18 protein-coding genes are annotated in these 21,945 nt (G+C 65.8%); 7 read left to right on the top strand and 11 right to left on the bottom strand.

The window, feature by feature from the left end; translation table 11 throughout:
- Positions 1-113: 113 nt before the first annotated feature.
- The gene (locus ABIA42_RS13270; protein WP_370113156.1) at positions 114-1,304 is read left to right on the top strand and encodes an acetylornithine transaminase; all 1,191 of its coding nucleotides are present in this window, start codon (positions 114-116) and stop codon (positions 1,302-1,304) included.
- 93 nt (positions 1,305-1,397) lie between these two features.
- Here the strand turns inward: ABIA42_RS13270 and ABIA42_RS13265 are convergent, their stop codons facing one another.
- The 3 genes from ABIA42_RS13265 to pcsA all read right to left on the bottom strand — a co-directional run bounded on the left by ABIA42_RS13265 (position 1,398) and on the right by pcsA (position 3,947).
- Complete coding sequence (locus ABIA42_RS13265; RefSeq protein WP_271530741.1) at positions 1,398-2,372, bottom strand: quinone oxidoreductase; 975 nt, start codon at positions 2,370-2,372, stop codon at positions 1,398-1,400.
- Between the two features lie 76 nt (positions 2,373-2,448).
- The gene (locus tag ABIA42_RS13260; RefSeq protein ID WP_271530672.1) at positions 2,449-3,183 is read right to left on the bottom strand and encodes a TerC family protein; all 735 of its coding nucleotides are present in this window, start codon (positions 3,181-3,183) and stop codon (positions 2,449-2,451) included.
- Positions 3,180-3,947: a phosphatidylcholine synthase gene (pcsA, locus tag ABIA42_RS13255; RefSeq protein WP_271530671.1), complete on the bottom strand. Its 768-nt coding sequence runs from the start codon at positions 3,945-3,947 to the stop codon at positions 3,180-3,182. The genes ABIA42_RS13260 and pcsA overlap by 4 nt, the downstream gene beginning before the upstream one ends.
- Before the next feature lie 87 nt (positions 3,948-4,034).
- Here pcsA and ABIA42_RS13250 point away from each other — a divergent pair, with 87 nt between their 5' ends.
- The gene (locus ABIA42_RS13250) at positions 4,035-5,219 is read left to right on the top strand and encodes a UbiH/UbiF family hydroxylase (RefSeq protein WP_271530670.1); all 1,185 of its coding nucleotides are present in this window, start codon (positions 4,035-4,037) and stop codon (positions 5,217-5,219) included.
- A 6-nt stretch (positions 5,220-5,225) separates the two neighbouring features.
- Here the strand turns inward: ABIA42_RS13250 and ABIA42_RS13245 are convergent, their stop codons facing one another.
- Positions 5,226-6,179 carry an AEC family transporter gene (locus ABIA42_RS13245; protein ID WP_028178767.1) on the bottom strand — a complete coding sequence of 318 codons (954 nt, stop codon included), beginning with the start codon at positions 6,177-6,179 and terminating at the stop codon, positions 5,226-5,228.
- Between the two features lie 106 nt (positions 6,180-6,285).
- On the opposite strand from ABIA42_RS13245, the gene hspQ reads away from it, so the two are divergent.
- Entirely contained in the window at positions 6,286-6,618 is a 333-nt protein-coding gene (hspQ, locus tag ABIA42_RS13240; RefSeq protein WP_028178766.1) for a heat shock protein HspQ, read from the top strand.
- An 81-nt stretch (positions 6,619-6,699) separates the two neighbouring features.
- Here hspQ and ABIA42_RS13235 read toward each other — a convergent pair whose 3' ends face one another.
- Positions 6,700-7,518: an invasion associated locus B family protein gene (locus tag ABIA42_RS13235; RefSeq protein WP_271530668.1), complete on the bottom strand. Its 819-nt coding sequence runs from the start codon at positions 7,516-7,518 to the stop codon at positions 6,700-6,702.
- A 259-nt stretch (positions 7,519-7,777) separates the two neighbouring features.
- Between ABIA42_RS13235 and ABIA42_RS13230 the strand changes: the two genes are divergently transcribed.
- The 3 genes from ABIA42_RS13230 to ABIA42_RS13220 all read left to right on the top strand — a co-directional run bounded on the left by ABIA42_RS13230 (position 7,778) and on the right by ABIA42_RS13220 (position 12,438).
- Complete coding sequence (locus tag ABIA42_RS13230; RefSeq protein ID WP_370123499.1) at positions 7,778-9,622, top strand: extracellular solute-binding protein; 1,845 nt, start codon at positions 7,778-7,780, stop codon at positions 9,620-9,622.
- A gap of 4 nt (positions 9,623-9,626) precedes the next feature.
- Positions 9,627-11,129 carry an AMP-binding protein gene (locus ABIA42_RS13225; protein ID WP_370113160.1) on the top strand — a complete coding sequence of 501 codons (1,503 nt, stop codon included), beginning with the start codon at positions 9,627-9,629 and terminating at the stop codon, positions 11,127-11,129.
- A gap of 85 nt (positions 11,130-11,214) precedes the next feature.
- On the top strand, positions 11,215-12,438 hold the full coding sequence (locus ABIA42_RS13220; RefSeq protein ID WP_370113162.1) for a GGDEF domain-containing protein: 1,224 nt from the start codon (positions 11,215-11,217) through the stop codon (positions 12,436-12,438).
- 148 nt (positions 12,439-12,586) lie between these two features.
- Here ABIA42_RS13220 and ABIA42_RS13215 read toward each other — a convergent pair whose 3' ends face one another.
- The 5 genes from ABIA42_RS13215 to ABIA42_RS13195 form a co-directional block, all read right to left on the bottom strand.
- Positions 12,587-12,829, bottom strand: coding sequence for a hypothetical protein (locus ABIA42_RS13215; protein ID WP_370113164.1), 243 nt, complete (start codon positions 12,827-12,829; stop codon positions 12,587-12,589).
- A gap of 228 nt (positions 12,830-13,057) precedes the next feature.
- Positions 13,058-14,182, bottom strand: coding sequence for an acyl-CoA desaturase (locus tag ABIA42_RS13210; protein ID WP_370143777.1), 1,125 nt, complete (start codon positions 14,180-14,182; stop codon positions 13,058-13,060).
- Positions 14,183-14,369: 187 nt separating this feature from the next.
- Positions 14,370-14,579, bottom strand: coding sequence for a cold-shock protein (locus tag ABIA42_RS13205; RefSeq protein WP_271530662.1), 210 nt, complete (start codon positions 14,577-14,579; stop codon positions 14,370-14,372).
- 247 nt (positions 14,580-14,826) lie between these two features.
- The gene (mfd, locus tag ABIA42_RS13200; protein WP_370143776.1) at positions 14,827-18,345 is read right to left on the bottom strand and encodes a transcription-repair coupling factor; all 3,519 of its coding nucleotides are present in this window, start codon (positions 18,343-18,345) and stop codon (positions 14,827-14,829) included.
- Positions 18,342-18,632, bottom strand: coding sequence for a succinate dehydrogenase assembly factor 2 (locus ABIA42_RS13195; protein ID WP_370113166.1), 291 nt, complete (start codon positions 18,630-18,632; stop codon positions 18,342-18,344). The genes mfd and ABIA42_RS13195 overlap by 4 nt, the downstream gene beginning before the upstream one ends.
- A gap of 216 nt (positions 18,633-18,848) precedes the next feature.
- Here ABIA42_RS13195 and recG point away from each other — a divergent pair, with 216 nt between their 5' ends.
- A complete protein-coding gene (recG, locus tag ABIA42_RS13190) occupies positions 18,849-20,957 on the top strand; it encodes an ATP-dependent DNA helicase RecG (protein WP_370113168.1) in 2,109 nt (702 codons plus the stop codon).
- Here recG and panE read toward each other — a convergent pair.
- The gene (panE, locus tag ABIA42_RS13185; RefSeq protein ID WP_370113170.1) at positions 20,954-21,883 is read right to left on the bottom strand and encodes a 2-dehydropantoate 2-reductase; all 930 of its coding nucleotides are present in this window, start codon (positions 21,881-21,883) and stop codon (positions 20,954-20,956) included. The genes recG and panE overlap by 4 nt on opposite strands.
- Between the last annotated feature and the right edge of the window lie 62 nt (positions 21,884-21,945).

Below are 21,945 nucleotides of genomic sequence, written 5' to 3'. Positions count from 1 at the left end.
GACGCCGCTGAACCACTAGAATTCAGCTCAAGTCTTCGAGAAGGCCGCACCCGCAAGGTGCGGCCTTTCTGCTTTTTGCGCCCGTTTTCCACCCGCCTCCAGAGGAGTTCGACATGACCACGCACCCGTATGACGCGCTGATGGACATCACCGCACGGCCCAAGGCCGTGTTCGTCCGCGGCGCCGGCTCCTACCTGTGGGACGACAGCCGCAAGCGCTATCTCGATTTCGTGCAGGGCTGGGCCGTGAACTGCCTCGGCCACTCCCCGCCCGTGGTCGCTGACGCGCTTGGCGCGCAAGCCAGGCGCTTGCTGACGCCGAGTCCGGCTTTCTACAACGAACCGAGCCTCAAGCTGGCGCAGGCACTCGTCGACAACAGTGCTTTCGATCAGGTGTTCTTTGCCAATTCCGGCGCGGAGGCCAATGAAGGCGCGATCAAGCTCGCGCGCAAATTTGGCAGCGTGCACAAAGGCGGTGCGTTCGAGATCATCAGCTTCGAAGGCGGCTTCCACGGCCGGACGCTGGCGACGATGTCGGCCTCGGGCAAGAAGGCGTTCGAGCCGCTGTTCGAGCCGAAGGTCGCAGGCTTCAAGAAGGCAAAGCTCAACGACATCGCCTCGGTCGAAGAACTGATCAACGACAACACCATCGCCGTCATGCTCGAGCCGATCCAGGGTGAATCCGGCGTGTGGCCCGCGACCGACCAGTTCCTGCAGCAATTGCGCGCGCTCACCAAGGCGCACGGCCTGCTGCTGATCTTCGACGAGATCCAGACCGGCATGGGTCGGACCGGCAAGCTCTTCCACTATGAGCACACCGGCATCGCACCCGACATCATGACGCTCGGCAAGGGCATCGGCGGCGGCGTGCCCCTCGCCGCGCTGCTGGCGACCGAGCGCGCCTCCTGCTTCGAGCATGGCGACCAGGGCGGCACGTTCAACGGCAACCCGATCATGTGTGCGGCGGGGCTCGCGGTGCTCGAGGAGGTCGGCAAGCCGGACTTCCTGAAGGCGGTCAGCGAGACCGGTCTCTTGCTCGAAAGCGAGTTGCAGAAAGTCTCGGCCCGGCACGGGCTCGGCGGCGTACGCGGACGTGGGCTCTTGCTCGCGCTCGATCTCAAGCTGCCGATAGCACCAGGCATCGTCGCGCAGGCATTCGAGGCCGGCGTGCTGCTGAACGCGCCGCAGGTCGACACGCTGCGCTTCATGCCGGCACTCAACGTCACGAAGGCAGAGATCGCCGAGATGATCGATTGCCTCGACGAGATCCTGACCAAGGCCGGCGCGGCGCGGCGGGTGGCGTAACTGCGAAGTCGTTCCGGGGCGGCTCGAAGAGCCGAACCCGGAATCTCGAGATTCCGGGTTCGATGCTTCGCATCGCCCCGGAATGACGGCGGGTTACGGCTTCAGGATCGAAGCCCCCGTGGTCTTGCGGCTTTCGAGATCGATATGCGCCTTGGCGGCGTCCTTGAGCGCATACGCGTGGTTGATCGGCACGTGCAGCTTGCCGTTGATGACGGCGGCGAACAGCGTGTCGGCACCCTCCAGCAACTCCTTGCGTGTGCCGACATAGTCGTTGAGCTTCGGCCGCGTCGCGAACAGTGAGCCGTGATTGTTGAGCTCGGCGATCGAGAACGGCGGCACCGGACCTGAGGCATTGCCGAAGGAGACGAACATGCCGCGCGGCTTCAGGCAGGACAGCGAGCCCGGGAAGGTCGCCTTGCCGACACCGTCATAGACGACGTCGCAGCCCTCGTTGCGGCTGATCTGCTTCACGCGGGCGACGAAATCCTCCTCGTTGTAGAGGATGACGTGATCGCAGCCATTGGCCTCCGCAAGCTCGGCCTTCTCGCGCGAGCCGACCGTGCCGATGACATGCGCGCCGAGCGCCCTCGCCCACTGGCAGGCAAGCAAGCCGACGCCGCCGGCGGCGGCATGAATCAGCACGCGGTGATGCGGCTCGACCTTGAACGTCTTGTGCAGGAGATACCAGACGGTCAGCCCCTTCAGCATCAGCACGGCACCCTGCTCGTAGGTGATGTGGTCGGGCAGCTTGACCAGCTTCTCCCAGGGGATGTTGCGCTCGCCGGTATAGGCACCGAGATTGTGGTAATAGGCGACGCGATCGCCGGGATGAAAATTCGTGACGCCAGGCCCGACCGCGACGACCTCGCCCGAGGCCTCGTTGCCCGCGATGAAGGGCAGCCCCGGCGCCTTGTAGAGGCCGGTGCGGTAATAGACGTCGATGAAGTTGAGGCCGACCGCATGCTGGCGGATGCGGACCTCGCCCGGCCCAGGCGCCGGCACGTCGACGCTCTCATAGACCAGGGCTTCGGGGCCTCCGACCTTGTGCACGCGGATGGCTTTGGTCATCATTTGACCTCCTCTTCTCGCGACTGAGCGAAAGCCATCGCGCCAGCCTTGTCAACTCGGGGCCCGGCCGCAACGATCATGCAGACGACTTGCCGGCTTTCCTGCGGTTGCGCTTGGCCAGCACGTTGAAGAATTCCACCGCCGCCGAGAACGCAATCGCGAAATAGATGTAGCCGCGTGGAATATGAAACGCCAATCCGTCCGCGACCAGCGCGACGCCGATCAGCACCAGGAAGGCCAGCGCCAGCATCTTCGTGGTCGGATGCTCCGCGACGAATCGCGACACCGGGCCTGACGAAATGTACATGATCAGGCATGCGATCACGACGGCCGCGACCATGATCTCGATGTCCTGCGCCATGCCGATCGCGGTGATGATCGAGTCCAGCGAGAACACGATATCGATGACGATGATCTGGACGATCACCCAGAAGAAGGCGCTCCCGCCGGACTTCTGATCGCCCTCGCCGTCATCGGCCTCGACCTCGGCGTGAATCTCGTGTGTCGCCTTGGCGATCAGGAACAGGCCGCCGCCGATCAGGATGAGGTCGCGCCAGGAGAAGTCATAACTTGCAAACGAGAACACGGGCGCAGTCAGGCCGATCAGCCAGACCAGCACGCTGAGCAGGAGGATGCGGAACACCAGCGCCAGAGCCAGCCCGATCTGGCGGGCGCGGTACGCCTGCTGCTCCGGGATGCGCGAGACGATCACCGAAATGAAGATGACGTTGTCGATGCCGAGCACGATCTCGAGCGCCGTCAAGGTGAGCAGCGCGGCCCAGGCTTCCGGGCTGGTCAACAGGTGCATCACGCCAAGGATCTCGCCAGGCGGATCAAGGCGTCGCTGAAGCTGATCCAGAGCGCGATGGCGCAGAGCACGACGGTCACGCCGGTGCCGACGCGGAAATCCATCGCCAGCGTGTAGATGCCCAGCACCGCCCAGATCGCGATCAGCGACATCGTCAGCCAGCGCAGCCGCACGACGCGGACCGGATGCAGCACGTGGAACGGCACGAAGGTCAGCACGACGAGCGCGGCCACCAGCATCGTCGACCAGAGCGGCGGCCAGTGCAGCAGGAACAGGTAGAACGCCGCCGCATTCCACAGCGCCGGGAAACCGCGGAAATGATTGTCGTCGGCCTTCATGCGCAGATCGGCGAAATATAGTGCGCTGGTGACGATGATGGCGACGCCGAGCAAGGGAGCTGCGACCGGCAGCAACAGCCCGCTCGCCACGATCGCATAGGCCGGCACGAAGACATAGGTGACGAAGTCGACCACGAGATCGAGCACATCACCCGACCAGTTCGGCTGCACGTTCTTGACGTCGAGCCGGCGCGCGATCGGCCCGTCGATCGCATCAATGATCAGGGCGACGCCCAGCCACTGAAACATCGCCGCCCAGTGCTCGCGCACGGCCTCCAGCATCGCCAATAGCGCGATCGCCGCGCCGAACGCGGTGAAGATGTGCACCGAGAGCGCCGCGGCGCGGATCGCCGGTCTCGGTTTCAGGGAATCCTGCTGGCTATCCATGGCTTCTGCTATCAGAATGGGACCGGTTTGCACATCCGCCATTGCGGCGCTCCGTCGCACAATTCGTCATAAAATCAGGCAAAAATCAGCGGGCTTGAATTCGCCGCCGGCCGTGTCCAATGTCGTTCCATGACAGACGCATCGACACTCCATGACACGGCCGTGATCGGCGGCGGACCGGCGGGACTTGCGGCGGCCATCGCACTGGCGCAGGCGGGGGCCCGGACCGCGCTGGTGGCACGGCGCGTGCCCTACGCCGACAATCGCACCACTGCGCTGCTGGGTGCCTCCGTCGATCTCCTGGAAGGCCTCGACGTCTGGCCGCGCTGCAAGGACAAGGCGGCCGCGCTGGAGGTCATGCGCCTCGTCGACGACACCGGCCGGCTGTTCCGCGCGCCGGAGGTGCGCTTCTCCTGTCACGAAATCGGCCTCGACGCGTTCGGCTACAACATCGACAATCGTTCGTTGATGCTGGCGCTGGAAGAGCGCGCGGCCGAGCTGCCCAACCTCGTCCGCTTCGACGACGAGGCCGAAAGCATCGTCATCGAAGCCGGCGACGTCGCTGTGCGCACGGCCTCCGGTCAGTTTCTCTCGGCCCGCCTAGTCGTCGGTGCCGACGGCCGGCACTCGCTGTGCCGCGAGGCCGCCGGCATCGAGGTGACGCGGCGCGAGCTGAACCAGACCGCGCTGACCTTCAACGTCGGCCACGCACGGCCGCATCGCAATGTCTCGACCGAGTTCCACACGCCGCACGGACCTTGCGTGTTCGTGCCCCTGCCCGGCGACCGCTGCAGCGTCGTCTGGGTCTCGGCGGCAGCGGAGGCCGAGCGCCTTCGCAGCTTGAGCGATGAGGAGCTGTCCGGCGCGATCGAGAAGCAGTCGCATTCGATCCTCGGCCGCATGACGGTGGAGCCCGGGCGCAACCTGTTCCCGCTCGCGATCGAACGTCCAAAATCCTTCGGCCGCGACCGCATCGCGCTGGTCGGCGAAGCCGCCCATGTGGTTCCGCCGATCGGTGCCCAGGGCCTCAATCTCGGCCTGCGCGATGCCGCCGACATTGCCCGTCTCGCGAACGATGCCATTGCCTCGGGGCAGGATCCCGGTGCGGACGAGATCCTCAAGCGCTACGACCGCGCGCGGCGGCCGGACATTTTGAGCCGCACCTTTGCGATCGACATCGCCAACCGCTCTTTGCTGAACGATTTCCTGCCGCTCCAGCCGGTCCGCGCCGTCGGCATGCACCTGCTCGGCGCCATCGGCCCGCTCCGCCGTTTTGCCATGCGCGAAGGCTTGACGCCGACGTGGCGGCGATAAGCCTCCTCACGGAAACGCCAGCCGCCCGCTCTGGATCGCCCACATCACGCTGGTCAGCGTGACGACCGACGCGAAGGTGCCGAGCAGCACTGCCACAGAGGCTGATTCGATCCAGGCATCGTTCTGCCGGGCGATCACGAACACGTTCAGCGCCGGCGGCAGCGAGGCCATCAGCACGGCGGTGGCCGCCCAGGGTTGTGCGAACGGACCGAACGCCAGCATCAGGCCGAACGCCGCGAGCGGATGAATCAGGAGCTTGACCGCGATCACGCCCGGCACCTCCCACGGCACCCGATCGAACGGGCGCAGCGCCACGGTCACGCCGAGCACGAACAGCGCGGTCGGAGCGGCTGCGTTCTGGAGGAAGGTGATGGTGCGGTCGAGCGCGACCGGCAGCTCGATATGCAGGGCGGCGACCGCGGCGCCGAAGCAGGCGGACATGATCAGCGGGTTGAGCACGATCTGCTTCAGCACGACGCCGAAGGCGTGCACGAGCGAGGGATGGTCACGGTCGGAGAGCTCGATCAAGAGCGGCACGATCGTGAACAGGAAGATGCTGTCGCAGCAGAAGATCAGCGCCGTCGGCGCCGACGCCTTCGGCCCCAGCACGGCGAGCGCAAGACCCGGCCCCATGTAGCCGATATTGCCGTAGCCACCGGAGAGACCCGCGAGCGTCGCCTCGCGCAGCGTCAGCCGGCCCAAGACCTTGCCGACGACCAGCGCCAGCGTGAACGCGGCGACCGTCGACAGCGTGGTCGCGACCAGGAATGGCGGGTTATTCAATTCCGAAAACGGCGTCTTCGACATGATCGCGAACAGCAGCGCCGGCAGCGACACGTAGAGCAGGAAGAAGTTCATCCAGGCGAGGCCCGATTCCGGGAGGGATTTGACCTTGCCGCAGGCGAAGCCGACGAAGATCAAACCAAAATAGGGCAGCGCCAGATTGAGGATATCGACCATTGATGAAGTGTTTTCTGAAGGCTTGGGGGCTATCCGCCCCGGAAACGAAGGTTAATTCCAGACGAGGGCACTAGCATCGGCCACAATCCTGGTCTATCGACGGGGAATGATTAAAGCGCGGACCGCGAAATTCCAGATCGGACAGGTCGTTCGCCACCGGATCTTCTCGTTCCGGGGGGTGATCTTCGACATCGATCCGGAATTCAACAACACCGAGGAGTGGTGGCTGTCGATCCCCGAGGAGGTGCGGCCCAACAAGGACCAGCCGTTCTATCACCTGCTCGCGGAGAATGCGGAGTCGGAATACGTCGCCTATGTCTCGGAGCAGAACCTGTTGCCGGATGATTCCGGCGAGCCGGTCCGGCATTCCCAGGTCGCCGAGATCTTCATCAAGGACAAGGCCGGCGGCTATCGTCCGCGCAATCCATCGCTGAACTGATCGTCGCCGATAGGCGTCCAGCAAACCAGCAAAAAAGGCGCTCGAAACGAGCGCCTTTTTCATATTCGGAATCTGGCCCGATTACTTCTGCGCAGTCGGCGGTGCGCCGGGCGCGCCACCCTGCTGCTCGAGCTTCTTGCGCTGCTCGTCGGCCTTCTTCTGAAGCTCTTCCTGGAGCTTCTTCTGGGTTTCCTCGAACACCTTCGGATCGGTCGGCGGACCGTCATAGGCCTTCTGGAATTCGCCGGCGAGCGGCAGCGGCAGGGTCAGCGGCGCGCCGTTGGCATTGATCGCCTGGACAACGAGATTCTGACCCTTCTTCATGTTGTTGATGAGCTCGGGCGTGGCCTCGTAGTCGGACATGCAGCCGTTCTGGAAGCAGATCACATACGGGCTCTGCAGCGGTGGATTGTTGTCCACGATGATGCGGGTGCCGTGCACGAGTTGCATGCCGAGCGGCAGCGTCACGCGCAGAATCTTCTTGGGCTCGCCTTCCGGCTCGATGATGACGGCCGCGATGACCGGCTGTCCCGACTCGATGCGGCCGTCCTTGCCGGTGAAGCAGACTTGCTTGGCGTTGGCATCCTGGCCCTTGAGACAGAACTTGGTCCAGGGGGCGTAGATCAGCTGGATCTGCTGGTCAGCGGGCTGGGCCGCACCCTGCTGCCCGGGAGCGCCCTGGGCGGGAGCCTGCTGGGCCTGCGGAGACGCTGCCGGAGCCGGAGCCTTAGGGGCAGCCTTGGGAGCCGCCTTCGGGGCCGGAGCCGCCTTGGGTGCGCCCGGGGCTGGCGCAGGGGTCTGGGCCTCGGCGGCAAACGGAATGGCCAACGCCGTCGCCGTCAACAGGGCGAGAAGTCGCCCGCGCGGCCGGACGGACGCGGCCAAGTAACGGAAATTCATTGCGGAAAACCCTTTCTGAACGGGAAGTGCCCGAACCGCTCCGAAGCGCCGAACCTGGCCGCCCTGGGCGCGGCTCTCTCCCCGTCAATTAAGGCGGATAGGTGACGGGCTCGACGCTCTTGCGCGATTGCCCGCCTTTTAACGTGGCCGACGAAAAGATCAATGCCGACAACCGCCTTTGGCCGGCTTGGCGCCAACGCCCCACCAAATTCCCTGTGATAGGATTCAGTCCCGCCGGTCGTCGAATCACCGTGTGCCGATGTTCATGTTCCAGCGCCTTCTCGAAGGCTTCGGCGTCCGCTTCTGCGTCCTCGCCCTCGCTGTGGTCACCGGACTTTCGGCAGGTGGCGCCCGGGCCGAGGAGGCTCATGCCATCGCCATGCACGGCAAGCCGGCGATGCCGGCCGACTTCACCCACATGCCCTACGCCAACCCCGACGCCCCCAAGGGCGGCCGCTTGACCTGGGGGATTCTCGGAACCTTCGACAGCCTCAATCCCTTCATCGTGAGAGGATTGGCCGTGCAGCAGATGCGGGGCTACGTGGTCGAGAGCCTGCTCGCACGCGGCAATGACGAGCCGTTCACGCTCTATGGCCTGCTCGCCAGGACGGTCGAAACCGACGACGAGCGGAGCTTCGTCACCTTCCGCCTCGATCCGCGCGCCCGCTTCTCCGACGGCAAGCCTGTGCTGGCCGAGGACGTGCTGTTCTCCTGGCAGCTGCTGCGCGACCACGGCCGCCCCAACCACCGGCAGTACTACGCCAAAGTTGCCAAGGCCGCGGCGCCCGATCCCCTCACCGTCCGCTTCGATCTCACAGGCGCCAACGACCGCGAGCTGCCGTTGATTCTCGGCCTGATGCCGGTCCTGCCGAAGCACGCAGTCGACGTCGCGGCCTTCGAGGAGACCACGCTGACGGCGCCGGTCGGCTCGGGCCCTTATCGGGTCACGGCCGTGAAGCCCGGAGCCAGCGTGACGCTCACCCGCAATCCCGACTATTGGGGCCGCGACCTCGCCATCAACCGCGGGCTCTACAATTTCGACGAGATCCGGCTCGACTATTTTCGCGAGGCCAACGGCCAGTTCGAAGCCTTCAAGCGCGGCCTCTACGATTTCCGCATCGAGCACGAGCCGCTGCGCTGGCACGACGGCTACGATTTTCCGGCTGCACGGAGCGGCGACGTGATCCGCGACACCGCCAAGCCCGGCGTGCCGCAGCCCTCCGAATTCCTGGTGTTCAACACCCGCCGCCCGATCTTCGCCGACATCCGGGTGCGACAGGCCCTGACGCTGCTGTTCGATTTCGAGCTGGTCAACCGCAATTACTTCTTCGGGCTCTATTCGCGCGCTGCCGGCTATTTCGCCGGCTCGGACCTGTCGGCCTACGGCCGCCCGGCGGATGCACGCGAACGCGAGCTGCTCAAGCCGTTCGCCGCACGGATTCCGCCCGATATCATGGATGGCAGTTATCGCCTGCCGGTCACCGACGGGTCGGGCCGCGACCGCACGACGCTGCGCGCCGCGCTGAAGCTGTTGTCGGAGGCCGGCTATGATCTCGACGGCACCGTGCTGCGCAATCGCGCGACCAAGGCGCCCTTCACCTTCGAGATCATGGTCACGACCCGAGACCAGGAGCGCATCGCGCTCGCCTTCCAGCGCGACCTCAAGCGCGCCGGCATCGAGCCGACCGTTCGCTCGGTCGATCCCGTACAGTTCGACCAGCGCCGGCTCGCTTACGAGTTCGACATGATCCAGAACCGCTGGGACCAGTCGCTCTCGCCCGGCAACGAGCAATATTTCTATTGGGGCAGTGCTGCCTCGGACAATCCCGGCACGCGCAATTACATGGGCGCCAGGGATCCCGCGGTGGATGCCATGATCGCCGCCCTGCTGGAGGCCCGCGAACATACGGATTTCGTCCCGGCGGTGCGGGCGCTCGACCGCGCTCTGATCGCGGGCTTCTACACAATCCCGCTGTTTAACGTATCGGAGCAATGGATCGCGCGCTGGAATCGGATAGAACGGCCCAAGGCCACCTCGCTCTCGGGCTATTTGCCGGAGACCTGGTGGGCGAAGGGGCAGCCGCAAGCTCATCAGGCAAAGTGACGCCGTGAACCAGCCAGCAATATCGCCGACGCTCGACACGCTGTTTCAGCGCACGCTGATGCGGCAGCCGCACGCGCTCGGTCTGTGCGATCCCCTCAACAAAGCGCGCGTGACCGGTCACCAGCCGCGGCGGATGACCTATGCCGAGGCTGACACGGCCATCGAGGCGCTGTCGGCGCATTTCGTCGAATCGGGCCTGCCGGCCAATTCCGTGATCGCGATCCAGCTGCCGAATACGGTCGAGTTCGTGCTCACCGTGCTCGCCGCCCATCGCGCCGGCCTCGTCGTCGCGGTGCTGCCGCTGCTCTGGCGACACGCGGAACTGACCGCTGCGCTGAACCGCACCGCGGCGCGCGCCATCGTCACCATGAGCACGGTCGACGGCGTCAGCTATGCCGACCTGGCGATGCATGCCGCGGCCGAAGCCTTCTCCATCCGCCACGTCTGCGGCTTCGGAGGCGACCTGCCCGAAGGCATGGCGTCGCTCGACGACGTCCTCGCTCGCCCGCCCGGCCTGACGCGCGCCGTGATCCAGGACGGCCGCAAGGCGGCGATGATCTCCTTCGACGTCACCGCCGAAGGTTTCCGTCCGGTGCCGCGGCCGCATTTCAGCCTGATCGCCGGGGGGCTCGCCATGTCGCTGGAAGCCGACATCAGGCAGGGTGCGACCGTGATGGCGGCGTTCGCCCCGATGTCGTTCGCGGGCCTCGCCTCCTCGCTCGCGGTATGGCTGCTCTCGGGCGGCACGCTGGCGCTGCATCACCCGTTCGAGAACGAGGTGCTGGAGCAGCAGATCAACGAGCACGAATGCGAGGTGCTGATCGCGCCGGCGCAACTCGCGTTGCGGCTCGGTGCTGCCGACCTCGCGGCACGGATGCCCTCGTTGCGCAACGTCATCGGCCTGTGGCGCGCGCCCGAGCAGGTCGCGGCAAGCGATGCCTGGATCGCGCCGCATGCGCCGCTGACCGACGTCTATCTGTTCGGCGAGGCCGGACTGTTCGGCGCCCGCCGCGGCGAGGACGGCATGCCGGTGCCGGTCATGCCCGGGCCGCACGGCGCCCCGCGCGAGCAGTCGGGCTCCTCCATTGCCGGCGAGATCCTGCTGACGCCGAAGGGCACGCTCGGCCTGCGCGGCGCGATGGTGCCGATCGCGGCCTACGCCCCGCCGCAGCCGGTCGGCGAGACGCTGACCGCGCAGCCGCCGCGCGACTATGTCGACACCGGCTACGCCGCGCGGCTCGACCGTCCGAGCGGCGCGATCTGCATCACTGCGCCGCCCTCCGGCATCATGGCCGTCGGCGGCTACCGCTTCCTCTCCAACGATCTCCAGGAATGGGCGCGCCGGCTCGGCCAGGGCGCCCTGCTCACGGCGCTGCCCGACCGCCTCTCGGGTCACCGGCTGGCCGGACGCGCCCAGGACAATGCCCGCGCCCGCGAGGCGCTCAGCGAGCTCGGGCTTAACCCCCTGATGGTCGAGGCCTTTCGCGACCGCTCCGGGCCGGTCTAGGCATAGTTTTGCACGTTCCGTTGACGCTGCATTAAGGCGGCCAAACTAGGCTGCGCGGCATCTGTTGCGTGATCAGAGTTTGTCGATGTCCCAGGCGGGCCCGATCCTGTTTGTGTCCGAGGCCGAGCGCCCCGCCTTCGTGGCAGCGCTGGACGAGGCCCGGCTCTTTCCCGTCGTCGACACCGATTGGGCCAGCGCGGCGCGCGCGGTCGACGAGGTGCAGCCGGCTGCGGTTCTCGCCGCGATGCATGCCGGACACGAGCCGCATGTGACGGCGCTCGCAAAGAAGATCGCCGATCAATCGCCTTACGTTCCCTTCGTGACCCTGGATGCGGCGGGCACGCTGCCGCACAATGCGTTGCCCTTCTCCTCGCGCGGCGGCAATCCCGAGCGTCTGATCGCGCGGCTCCGTGCCGCGCTGCGCGTGCGCACGCTGCATGCAACGGTTCTGCGCCGGCTGCCGGAAGCGAAGCTCGCGCTGCCGGAGGGCGATCCCGCGCGCGATGCCACCGTGCTCCTGATCGGTCGCGGCGCAGCCTATCCCGCGCTCTCCGTCGCGCTGGGTGAGCGCTTCGGCGTGGTCGGCGCGCTCTCGATCGAGGCCGCCGCCAAACACCTCAACACCCGCGACCTCGACGGCGTCGTGCTCGCCGAAGGTTTCACCCCGCGGGTGACCGACGCCTTCCTCACGGTGCTCGCGGAGGACACCCGCTTCCGCAGCCTGCCGGTGGTCCTCACCGCGCATCAGCTGACGCAGACTTATGATCTGCCCAATCTCGAACTGATTGCCGGCGAGCCTGCGAAGGTCGCCGCCAATGCGCTGCCCTTGATCCGCCAGCACGCGATGGAAGCGCAGCTGAGCCGCACGCTGCGCTCGATCGATGCGGGCGGCTGGCTCGATCCGCGCAGCGGCCTGCTCACGGTCGAGGCCTTTGCCCGCGATTTTGCCAGGGCGGTCGAGCAGGCGCTCGCCCGCGGCGGCGGCCTCTCGGTCGCGCGCTTCGCTTTCGATCCCGGCAATTCCCGTGCCCAGCTCGATGCCGCGCGCATCCTCAGCCGCCTGATGCGGCAGATGGATTTCGGCGCGGCGCAGAAGGACGGTTCAGTGATCGTCGTGTTCGCGGAGACCGACTTCCGCACGGCGCACATGATCGCCCGCCGTCTGTCGGCGGTGATGCGGCACACGTCCAATGGCAAGCACGAGATGCGCAGCGATCCCGTGGTCAGCGTGGATTCGCTGTCCCCGTCGGATACAGCGCGGTCGCTGCTGGCACGGCTGTCCGCCGACGCGTCGCGGGCGGCATCCTAAAGCGCGATGGCGATTAGGATGAATCGTCATCGCGCTTTAGGTTGTTGTTTAAGCATGATCTTTTCGGAAAACCGCTGCGCACTTTTCCGGATCATGCTTTAGCCGTTTGAAGTATCTCTTGAGCTAACGGGTTCGTTGACGCCCGCCGCTACGTCGACGGCATCACGAGCTTGATCTCGCCGTTCTCGACCTTCCCCAGCGCGAGAGCGTCGCGGGCCATCTTCTCGACGGCCGGCCAGTTCGCGAGAAGATATCGTTGCGCCTGCACCTTGGTCGGCAAGTTCGTCTGCAGGATACAGTTCTGCCGCATATTCCCATTCGCGATTTGGAAGGCAACGGCTTGCGCGCCCTCGCTCAGCTCTTGTTCGGTGGGATCGGGAAACTTGCGCATACAGCTCTGCTCCGGTCAGCGAACGGCCGGGAGGACTTTGAACGCCTGATTAGAAACAGACGGGTCTTCGGCGATCGTCGGCGCCTTCGCCGGGGTTCGGTTAGGGACGGGTCGCGTGTTGCGGACCGCTTCGGTCAGCATCTCCCGGAGTTCGGCCTTGGACCTGGGTGCTTGTCGCGGACTGGATTTCTGCCAATGTGTCATACCCCTATATGGGTATCGCCTGCGCTAAACGCCACCCTCCGCTTTCGACTGGGTCGACAGAGCGGGAGCCGCCAGGAGCAAACCGACGGAATCGTTCAAGAGCTCGTAGGCACGATCGACAATGTCGTCCAGCGATATGGTCTTGACGAACATGCGCTGCGCTTCAGCCAGCAGCTGGTCGCGCGTCGGCATGCTGGACAGACGCTCGCCGGCACGCTGCTGCAACAGAGCGAGAGCATCACGGACCGACAATTCGGTCTCATGGATCGACGTCCGGATCGCGAGCGCGATGCGCTCGGAATCGAAACGGGCGGCGAGCTGTTCTGCCGCCTGCCTGACCACGCGTGATCCCAACCGTTGCTGATTGCGCAGAACCTGAGCGGGAGGCATCTTCAGGTCCCGGACAATTCCGAACCAGGACAGGACCACCAGGACATAATAGGTCAGATCGATCTCATACCAGTAGAATCCCTGTCGGGCGCTGGCCTGATAGGCGTGATGGTTGTTGTGCCACCCCTCACCCATCGTCAGCAGGGCCAGCAGCCAGTTGTTGCGGGAATCGTCACCGGTCACATACCGCTTGCGTCCGTGAACATGCGCCAGCGAGTTGATGCAGAACGTGGCGTGGTACAGCAGCACGGTGCTCCAGAGGAAGCCGACCACGAGTCCGGACCAGCCGGCAAGGATAAAGCACAGACCCGCCAGCACAACCGCCGGCAGGAGCTCCAGCCTGTGCAGCCACATCAGTTCGGGATACGACGCAAGATCGGCCACTTTGACGAGGTCGGTCGCATCGTGCTGACGGTAGAAGATCCAGCCGACATGGCTGTAGAGGAAGCCCTTGTGCCGGGGCGAATGCACATCCTGCGCGGTGTCCGAGTGAAGGTGATGATGGCGATGCTTGGCAGCCCACCACAGCACGCTCTTCTGGGCGCTGCTCTGGGCAAGGAAGGCAAGGACGAATTGAAACACCCGGCTTGTCGCGTAAGCCCGATGCGAGAAGTACCGGTGATATCCGGCCGTGATCGCAAACATGCGCAGCCAATACAGCGCGACGCAAAGCACAACCGCCTGCCACGAAACACCCGACCAGATCGCCGCGACGCATCCGACGTGGATCAACAAGAACGGCAGAACCTGCGGATACATGACGTCGTCATGTTCCCGGTCCGGATCGATGTTAACGGGCACCCTTGCAACCTCAGTCGTTTCGACGGCGGGTCAATCCGCAACCGGTATGAAAAACCCGCAGCCGGTAAACCGGCCGCGGGTCCAGAGAACCGAAGCTCTGCCAGTACATCCGTGGTCAAAGCTTCATCATGACGATTGCGGCAACCTATTCGGCGCGCAGATTCTCGGCCGCAGACTTGCCGGTTCGGCGGTCTGCAACGATTTCAAAAGAAACCTTCTGCCCCTCGTTGAGGGTATTCAAGCCCGCGCGTTCGACCGCGCTGATATGAACGAAAACGTCCTGGCTTCCCTGGTCCGGCTGAATGAAGCCGAAACCCTTTTGGCTGTTAAACCACTTCACAATTCCCGTCGTCATTGGGTCGTCCTTTAAGATAGATATGTTCAGGACCGCGCTGAGAGGCGCAATCGGCGTCGTCGAGATCTGGAGGGAGGGTCGTCAGTCAGGCGCGCTTGTGAGCGGCGAGGCCAAGTCGTTCGGCCGAAACTCGATAAGGAGGATATGGCCTTGCGCGGCCTGATCCGCAAGTGACGTTATGTCGCTGTCTTACGACAGGAACACCGAAAGGAGACCCCGGAACCGCGCTGGCTCCGAGGTTGCTTGCCTACGCCGCCTTCTTGCTCTCGGCGAGTTGCGCCAGTTGCCGCATGATCTCCGTCGTGCCGGCGAGACGCTCTTCCGGCGTCTCCCAGTCCTGCAGGAACACAACCTTCATGTCGGGCCGCACCTTGGCGGCCTGGCCGTGACTGCGGATGAAGGTCACGAGGCGGTCGGGATAGGCGAAGGAATTGTCGCGGAAGGCGATGACGGCGCCCTTCGGACCGGCATCGATCTTCTCGACATTGGCCCTGCGGCAGAACGCCTTGATGGCAGCGACCTTGAAGAGATACCGCACCTCGTCCGGCAGCACGCCGAAGCGGTCGCGCATCTCGGCACCGAAGTTCTCGATCTCCTCCTCGCTGTCGAGATCGGCAAGGCGCCGGTACAGCGACAGCCGCACCGAGAGGTCGCTGACATAGTCGTCCGGAATCAGCACGGGCATGCCGATGGTGATCTGTGGCGACCAGCGGTCGGCCGCGGGCTCGGAGACGCCGGCCTTGAGGTTGACGATCGCCTCCTCCAGCATCGATTGATAAAGCTCGAAGCCGACCTCCTTGATGTGGCCGGACTGCTCCTCGCCCAGGAGATTGCCGGCGCCGCGGATGTCGAGGTCGTGGGACGCGAGCTGGAAGCCCGCGCCCAGCGTCTCCAGCGATTGCAGCACGGTGAGCCGGCGCTCGGCCTGCACCGTGATCTTCTGCTGCGCCGGCAGCGTGAACAGAGCATAGGCCCGCAGCTTGGAGCGGCCGACGCGGCCGCGGAGCTGGTAGAGCTGGGCCAGGCCGAACATGTCGGCGCGGTGCACGATCAGCGTGTTGGCGTTGGGGATGTCGAGGCCGGACTCGACGATCGTGGTCGACAGCAGGATGTCGAACTTGCCGTCGTAGAACGCGGTCATGATGTCCTCGATCACGGCGGGCGGCATCTGGCCGTGCGCGACCGCGACCTTCATCTCCGGCACGTTCTTGTCGAGGAAGTCCTTGACCTCCGCGAGGTCGTCGATGCGCGGCACGACGTAGAAGGCCTGGCCGCCGCGATAGCGCTCGCGGAGCAGCGCCTCGCGGATCATCAGCGGATCATGCGGGGCGACGAAGGTCCGGACCGCCAGGCGATCGACCGGGGGCGAAGCGATGATCGAGAGTTCGCGCACGCCGGTGAGCGCCAGCTGCAGCGTCCGCGGGATCGGCGTCGCCGACAGCGTCAGCACATGGACCTCGGCGCGCAGCGCCTTCAGCCGCTCCTTGTGGCTGACGCCGAAATGCTGCTCCTCGTCGACGATGAGGAGGCCAAGGTCGCGGAATTTGATCGCCTTGCCGAGCAGCGCATGGGTGCCGACGACGATGTCGACGGAGCCGTCGGCGAGGCCCTTCTTGACCTCGTTGAGCTGTTTCGTGGGGATCAGGCGCGAGGCCTGGGCCACGTTGACCGGGAAACCCTTGAACCGCTCGTTGAAGGTCCGGTGGTGCTGGCGGGCGAGCAGCGTGGTCGGCACCACCACCGCGACCTGCTTGCCGTCGAGCGCGACCGCAAAGGCGGCGCGCAGCGCGACTTCCGTCTTGCCGAAGCCGACGTCGCCGCAGATCAGCCGGTCCATGGGCCGGCCCTTTTCGAGATCCTTCAGCGTGGATTCGATGGCACCGAGCTGGTCCTCGGTCTCGTCATAGGGGAAGCGCGCGCAGAACTCGTCATAGAGGCCCTGCTGCACCGGCAATTTCGGCGCCTCGTGCAGCATGCGCTCGGCGGCGATCTTGATCAGCTCGCCCGCGATCTCGCGGATGCGGTTCTTCAGTTTGGCCTTGCGGGTCTGCCAGCCCGAACCGCCCAGACGATCCAGCTCGACCGTGGTTTGGTCCGAGCCGTAGCGCGACAGCAGCTCGATGTTCTCGACCGGGAGGAACAGCTTGGTCTCGGCGGCGTAGTGCAGCTCGAGGCAGTCATGCGGCGCGCCGGCGACGTCGAGCGTCTGCAGGCCGATGAAGCGGCCGATGCCGTGATCGACATGCACGACGATGTCGCCGGCATTGAGGCTCGTCACCTCCGAGATGAAATTGTCGAGTTTGCGGCTGGCCTTGCGCGGCCGCACCAGGCGGTCGCCGAGGATATCCTGCTCGCTGATGAGCGCGATCTCGTCGGTCTCGAAGCCGCTTTCGAGGCCGAGCACGGCGAGCATGGTCTCGTTGCGCGGCGTCGCCTGCACCGTGCGCCAGCTGTTGACGCTGGTGGTGTGGGTCAGCTTGTGATCGCGCAGCATCGAAGTCATGCGGTCGCGCGAACCTTCAGACCACAGCGCGATCACGACCTTCTTGCGCTGGGCTTGCAAGGCCATCACGTGCGCGACGACGGATTCGAACACGTTGACGGCGGTGTCGTTGCGTTCCGGGGCGAAGTCGCGGCCCTTGCGCGCGCCGGCATCAATGACGCTCGTGCCGTCGGTCGGCACGGAGAACGGCGTCAGCCGCGCCAGCGGGATCTCGCCGAGGCGCTTGCCCCACTCCTCCTCGGTCAGATAGAGCCGATCGGGCGGCAGCGGCTTGTAGATGGCGCCGCCGCCGGGATGCTCCATCGCCTCCCGACGGGCCTCGTAATAGTCGAGGATCTGCTTGAAGCGTTCGCGCACGGCGTCCTCGGCCTGCGGCTCGATCGCGACGGCCGCGCCCTGCAGATAATCGAACAGCGTGTCCATCCGGTCCTGGAACAGCGGCAGCCAGTGCTCCATGCCGGGATGGCGCCGGCCTTCGCTGACGGCCTCGTACAGCGCATCGTCGCGCTCGGGCGCACCGAACTCGGCGACATAGCCCATGCGGAAGCGGCGAATGGTGTCGGTGACGAGCTGGAATTCCGAGACCGGCACGAGATCGAGCGAGCGCATGTCGAGCAGCGTGCGCTGGGTCTCAGCGTCGAAGCTGCGGATCGATTCCAGGCTGTCGCCGAAAAAGTCGAACCGCACCGGCTGATCGAGGCCGGCCGGAAACAGATCGAGGATGCCGCCGCGCACGGCGTATTCGCCGGGCTCGCGCACGGTCGAGGAACGGTTGTAGCCGTTGTGCTCGAGCCAGGCGACCACGGTGTCCATCGGCACCACATTGCCGGGTGCGACCGACAGCGCCTGCGCCGCAACGAGCTCGCGCGCGGGCACGCGCTGCACGACGGCGTTCACTGTGGTCAGCACGATCAGCGGCTTGTCGCTGCCGGTGAGAGGAGCCAACCGGGCCAGCGTAGTCAGGCGCTGCGCCAGGATGCCGCCATGCGGCGAGACGCGGTCATAGGGCTGGCAGTCCCAGGCCGGAAAGGTCAGCACCGGAAGATCGGGCGCGAAGAAGCGCAGTGCCCGCTCGAGCTGCTGCATGCGCCCGCCATCGCGGCAGACCACGGCGAGGCTGACGGCCGGCTTCTTCGGCCGCGCCGCGATGGCGCGGGCGAGATCGGAGACGACGAGGCCTTCAGCGCCTTCCGCGACATTGGCAAGCGTCAGCGCGCGGCCGGGCGTGAGCAGCTCGGCCGGCGACTTCATCCCCTGCTTCATAGATTGCCGTCCGTGATCGGAAACGCCTTGATGCGGGCAAACAGCGCGCCGGTGACATCGGACGGCAGCACCTTGTCGCCGGTGATGGCGGCATAGAGATCGGGATCGTTGACCTCGAGCAGGCGCTCGAGCTCGCCGAGTTCGACGTCGGACAGATTGCCGATCTCGGCATCCGCGAAGCGGCCGAGGATCAGGTCCATCTCGCGCGTGCCGCGGTGCCAGCAGCGGAACAGAAGCCGCTTGCGGCGGTCGTCCAGCCCGCTGCTCGATCGTGTCGTTCCCGTCATGTCTCAAATCCAGTCAAACGCAGAAAGCCCGGACGTGCCGGGCCGGGGTGATATAGCCACTCGAGCCGCCCGTGTCAGCCTTTTGTTGCGACAGGTCGCCCATCCCGTCCGTCATGGCCGGGCTCGTCCCGGCCATCCACGTGGGGCTGCAAAAAAGACGTGGATGCCCGGCATAAAGCCGGGCATGACGGCCAGGAACAATCCTAGATTCCACGAATGCGCCCCAGCCTGCTCAATCCGCTGTTTGCTCCCGTGACCAGCCTATCCGGCGTCGGTCCGAAGCAGGACAAGCTGTTGCAGTACCTGCTCAGCCGCAGCGAGACGCCGCGGCTGGTCGACCTGCTGCTGCATCTGCCGAGCCAGGTCATCGACCGCCGGGCCCGGCCGAAGATCCGCGACGCGGCCGTCGGAACCATGGTGACGCTGGAAGTCACCGTCGATCGCCACCGCCCGCCCCCGCCGCGCAACGCGCGCGCGCCGTATCTCGTCTACGCCAGCGACGACACCGGCGATGTCGTGCTCACGTTCTTCCGCGCCAAGCCCGGCTATGTCGAGAAATTGCTGCCGGTCGGCGAGAAGCGTTACGTCTCCGGCACGCTCCAGATGTACGACGGAACCCCGCAGATCGTGCATCCGGACCGCGTGCTGGACGAGGAGGCGATCTCGAAGCTCTCCGGCATCGATCCGGTCTATCCTCTGACCGAAGGCCTCGCGCTCGGCTCGCTCCGCCGCGCGATCGCGCAGGCGCTGCAGAAGCTACCCGCCTTGCCGGAGTGGATCAGCCCTGAGGTGCTGCGACGCTGCCACTTCCCGCCGATCGCGGACGCGCTCAATCGCGTGCACCAGCCGGTCGAGCTGACCGACATATTGCCGGACCAGCCGTTCTGGTCGCGCCTCGCCTTTGACGAGCTGCTGGCCGGCCAGCTCGCGCTCGCGCTGATCCGTGCGCAGCTGCGCCGCCCCGCCGGCGTGCGCAATGCCGGCGACGGACACCTGCGCAACAAGATCATCGACGCCCTGCCCTATGCGCTGACCCCGTCCCAGCGCAGCGCCGCGGCCGCCATCGCCGAAGATCTGAAGCAGCCGGTACGCATGCTGCGCCTGCTCCAGGGCGACGTCGGCTCCGGCAAGACCGTGGTCGCGCTGCTCGCAGCTGCCGCCGTCGCCGAGGTCGGCAAGCAGGCCGCGCTGATGGCGCCGACGGAAATTCTGGCGCGTCAGCACATCAAGACCATCACCCCGCTCGCCGAGCGCGCCGGCATGCGCGTCGCCATCCTCACCGGCCGGGAAAAGGGCAAGGAGCGGCGCGAGATCATCGCCCGGCTCGCCGCAGGCGAGATCGACCTGCTCGTCGGCACCCATGCACTGATCCAGGACGATGTGACCTTCCATGATCTCGCGCTCGCCGTCGTCGACGAGCAGCACCGCTTTGGCGTGCGCGAACGGCTTGCGCTGACGTCCAAGGGCGAAGCCGTCGACGTGCTGGTGCTGAGCGCGACGCCGATCCCGCGCACGCTGGTGCTGACCTATTTCGGCGACATGGACATCTCCGAGCTGCGCGAAAAGCCCGCCGGCCGCCAGCCGATCGACACCCGCGCCGTCGCCATGAGCCGGCTCGGTGAGGTGATGGACGGTGTCGGCCGCGCGCTCGAAACCGGCAAGCTGGTCTACTGGATCTGCCCGCTGGTCGAGGAATCCGAGGCCGAAGGCACCGAGCACCTGACCAATGCGACCAAGCGTTTCGAGAGCCTGCAGAAACGTTTCGGCGAGCGTGTCGGCCTCGTCCACGGCCAGATGAAGGGCACCGAGAAGGATCGCGTCATGGGCCAGTTCGCCGCCCACGAGATCGGACTTCTTGTCGCGACCACCGTGGTCGAGGTCGGCGTCGACGTGCCCGCCGCAACCATCATGGTGATCGAGAACGCCGAGCGTTTTGGTCTTGCCCAGCTGCACCAGCTGCGCGGCCGCATCGGCCGCGGCTCGGAAGCCTCGACCTGCATATTGCTCTATGGCGAGCCGCTCGGCGAGATGTCGAAAGCGCGGCTGAAGGTCATCCGCGAGACCACCGACGGCTTCCGCATTGCCGAGGAAGACCTGAAGCTGCGCGGCGAAGGCGACGTGCTCGGGGTACGCCAGAGCGGCCTGCCCGGCTACCGCATCGCGCGCCCGGAGGTGCACGGCCAACTGATCGCCCAGGCCCGCGACGAGGCGCTGCGCATCCTCAAGGACGATCCGAAGCTCAAGGGCGAGCGCGGCGAGGCGCTGCGGTGCCTGCTGTATCTGTATGAGCGGGACGAGGCGATCCCGCTGATTGGGGCGGGTTAGCCTGCCGCTCTTCGCCGCCCGACCTCATAAGCCGCCACATGCGCGCGGGCCAGATCCAGCAGCGGCGTGTCGATGCCGAGCGCACGGGCCCGATTGGCCATATCGCCCAGGATGTGCTCTGCCTCGGTAATCGAGCCGCGCTCGATGTCGCGCAGCATCGAGGCCTTCAGCGGCGAATCCAGGGTGGTGAACAGCTTGCGGTCAAACTCGATGAACGGCGCGCGTGGCTCAAAGCCTGAAGCTGTCGCAACGGCGCAGCATTCGGCGAACAGGCGGAAAATGGATTGCTCGCCGTTGGGCACGGCCAGGATGTCTCCGATGCTCGCGCGCATCAGGCAGGTGATGCCGGCGAGCGTCGAGAGCTGCACGAACTTCTCCCACATGTCCTGCATGATGGCTTCGCTGGCGCGCACGTCGATCCCGGGGACCTGGAGCAGCGTCTCCAGCGCGAGCGCACGTTCGCTCAGCGTCCCCTCGATCTCGCCGAAGACGATCGTCTGATTGGCCATGAACTGAACGACCCGGCCCTCCGCATCGAGCCCCGCACTGACATTCGCGAGTCCGCCGAGGACGCGAGCGGCGCCGAACCTGGAGGTGAGAGCGTCGATGTGTTTCAACCCGTTCAGGATCGGCAAGATCATCGTGTGGGGGCCGACGGCGGGCGCAAACTGGCTCATCGCGTCATCGAGCGAGTAGGCTTTCACGCCGACGAGCACGACGTCGAAGGCCTCCCTGAGATCGCCGGCCAGAACGATCTCCGGCTGCACCACGAAATCGCCGTGCGGGCTCACGACCTGCAGTCCGTTCCGCCGCAATTGCTCGGCCCGCTTCTCGCGCACCAGGAAGGTCACGTCGCGGCCTGCTCGGACGAGGCAAGCGCCGTAATAGCCTCCGAGCGCCCCTACGCCGATCACCAGCACTCTCATTCGAACTCCCATTGCATGCGTCGACCATTCAGCCATTGCCCTGCCGGAACGGCAAGCCGATT

The organism is Bradyrhizobium sp. USDA 327 (genome assembly GCF_041262065.1).
GTDB lineage: Bacteria > Pseudomonadota > Alphaproteobacteria > Rhizobiales > Xanthobacteraceae > Bradyrhizobium > Bradyrhizobium liaoningense.
The sequence above is the reverse complement of the archived record's forward strand: the minus strand, read 5'-3'. Positions and strand labels throughout refer to the sequence as shown.

Coding starts and splice junctions, on each gene's coding strand:
- ABIA42_RS13270 (WP_370113156.1), top strand. CDS start 114: ATGACCACGCACCCGTATGACGCGCTGATGGACATCACCGCACGGCCC.
- mfd (WP_370143776.1), bottom strand. CDS start 18,345: ATGAAGCAGGGGATGAAGTCGCCGGCCGAGCTGCTCACGCCCGGCCGC.
- panE (WP_370113170.1), bottom strand. CDS start 21,883: ATGAGAGTGCTGGTGATCGGCGTAGGGGCGCTCGGAGGCTATTACGGC.
- ABIA42_RS13245 (WP_028178767.1), bottom strand. CDS start 6,179: ATGGTCGATATCCTCAATCTGGCGCTGCCCTATTTTGGTTTGATCTTC.
- ABIA42_RS13205 (WP_271530662.1), bottom strand. CDS start 14,579: ATGACGACGGGAATTGTGAAGTGGTTTAACAGCCAAAAGGGTTTCGGC.
- recG (WP_370113168.1), top strand. CDS start 18,849: ATGCGCCCCAGCCTGCTCAATCCGCTGTTTGCTCCCGTGACCAGCCTA.
- hspQ (WP_028178766.1), top strand. CDS start 6,286: ATGATTAAAGCGCGGACCGCGAAATTCCAGATCGGACAGGTCGTTCGC.
- ABIA42_RS13220 (WP_370113162.1), top strand. CDS start 11,215: ATGTCCCAGGCGGGCCCGATCCTGTTTGTGTCCGAGGCCGAGCGCCCC.
- ABIA42_RS13230 (WP_370123499.1), top strand. CDS start 7,778: ATGTTCATGTTCCAGCGCCTTCTCGAAGGCTTCGGCGTCCGCTTCTGC.
- pcsA (WP_271530671.1), bottom strand. CDS start 3,947: ATGGCGGATGTGCAAACCGGTCCCATTCTGATAGCAGAAGCCATGGAT.
- ABIA42_RS13250 (WP_271530670.1), top strand. CDS start 4,035: ATGACAGACGCATCGACACTCCATGACACGGCCGTGATCGGCGGCGGA.
- ABIA42_RS13265 (WP_271530741.1), bottom strand. CDS start 2,372: ATGACCAAAGCCATCCGCGTGCACAAGGTCGGAGGCCCCGAAGCCCTG.
- ABIA42_RS13195 (WP_370113166.1), bottom strand. CDS start 18,632: ATGACGGGAACGACACGATCGAGCAGCGGGCTGGACGACCGCCGCAAG.
- ABIA42_RS13210 (WP_370143777.1), bottom strand. CDS start 14,182: ATGTATCCGCAGGTTCTGCCGTTCTTGTTGATCCACGTCGGATGCGTC.
- ABIA42_RS13235 (WP_271530668.1), bottom strand. CDS start 7,518: ATGAATTTCCGTTACTTGGCCGCGTCCGTCCGGCCGCGCGGGCGACTT.
- ABIA42_RS13215 (WP_370113164.1), bottom strand. CDS start 12,829: ATGCGCAAGTTTCCCGATCCCACCGAACAAGAGCTGAGCGAGGGCGCG.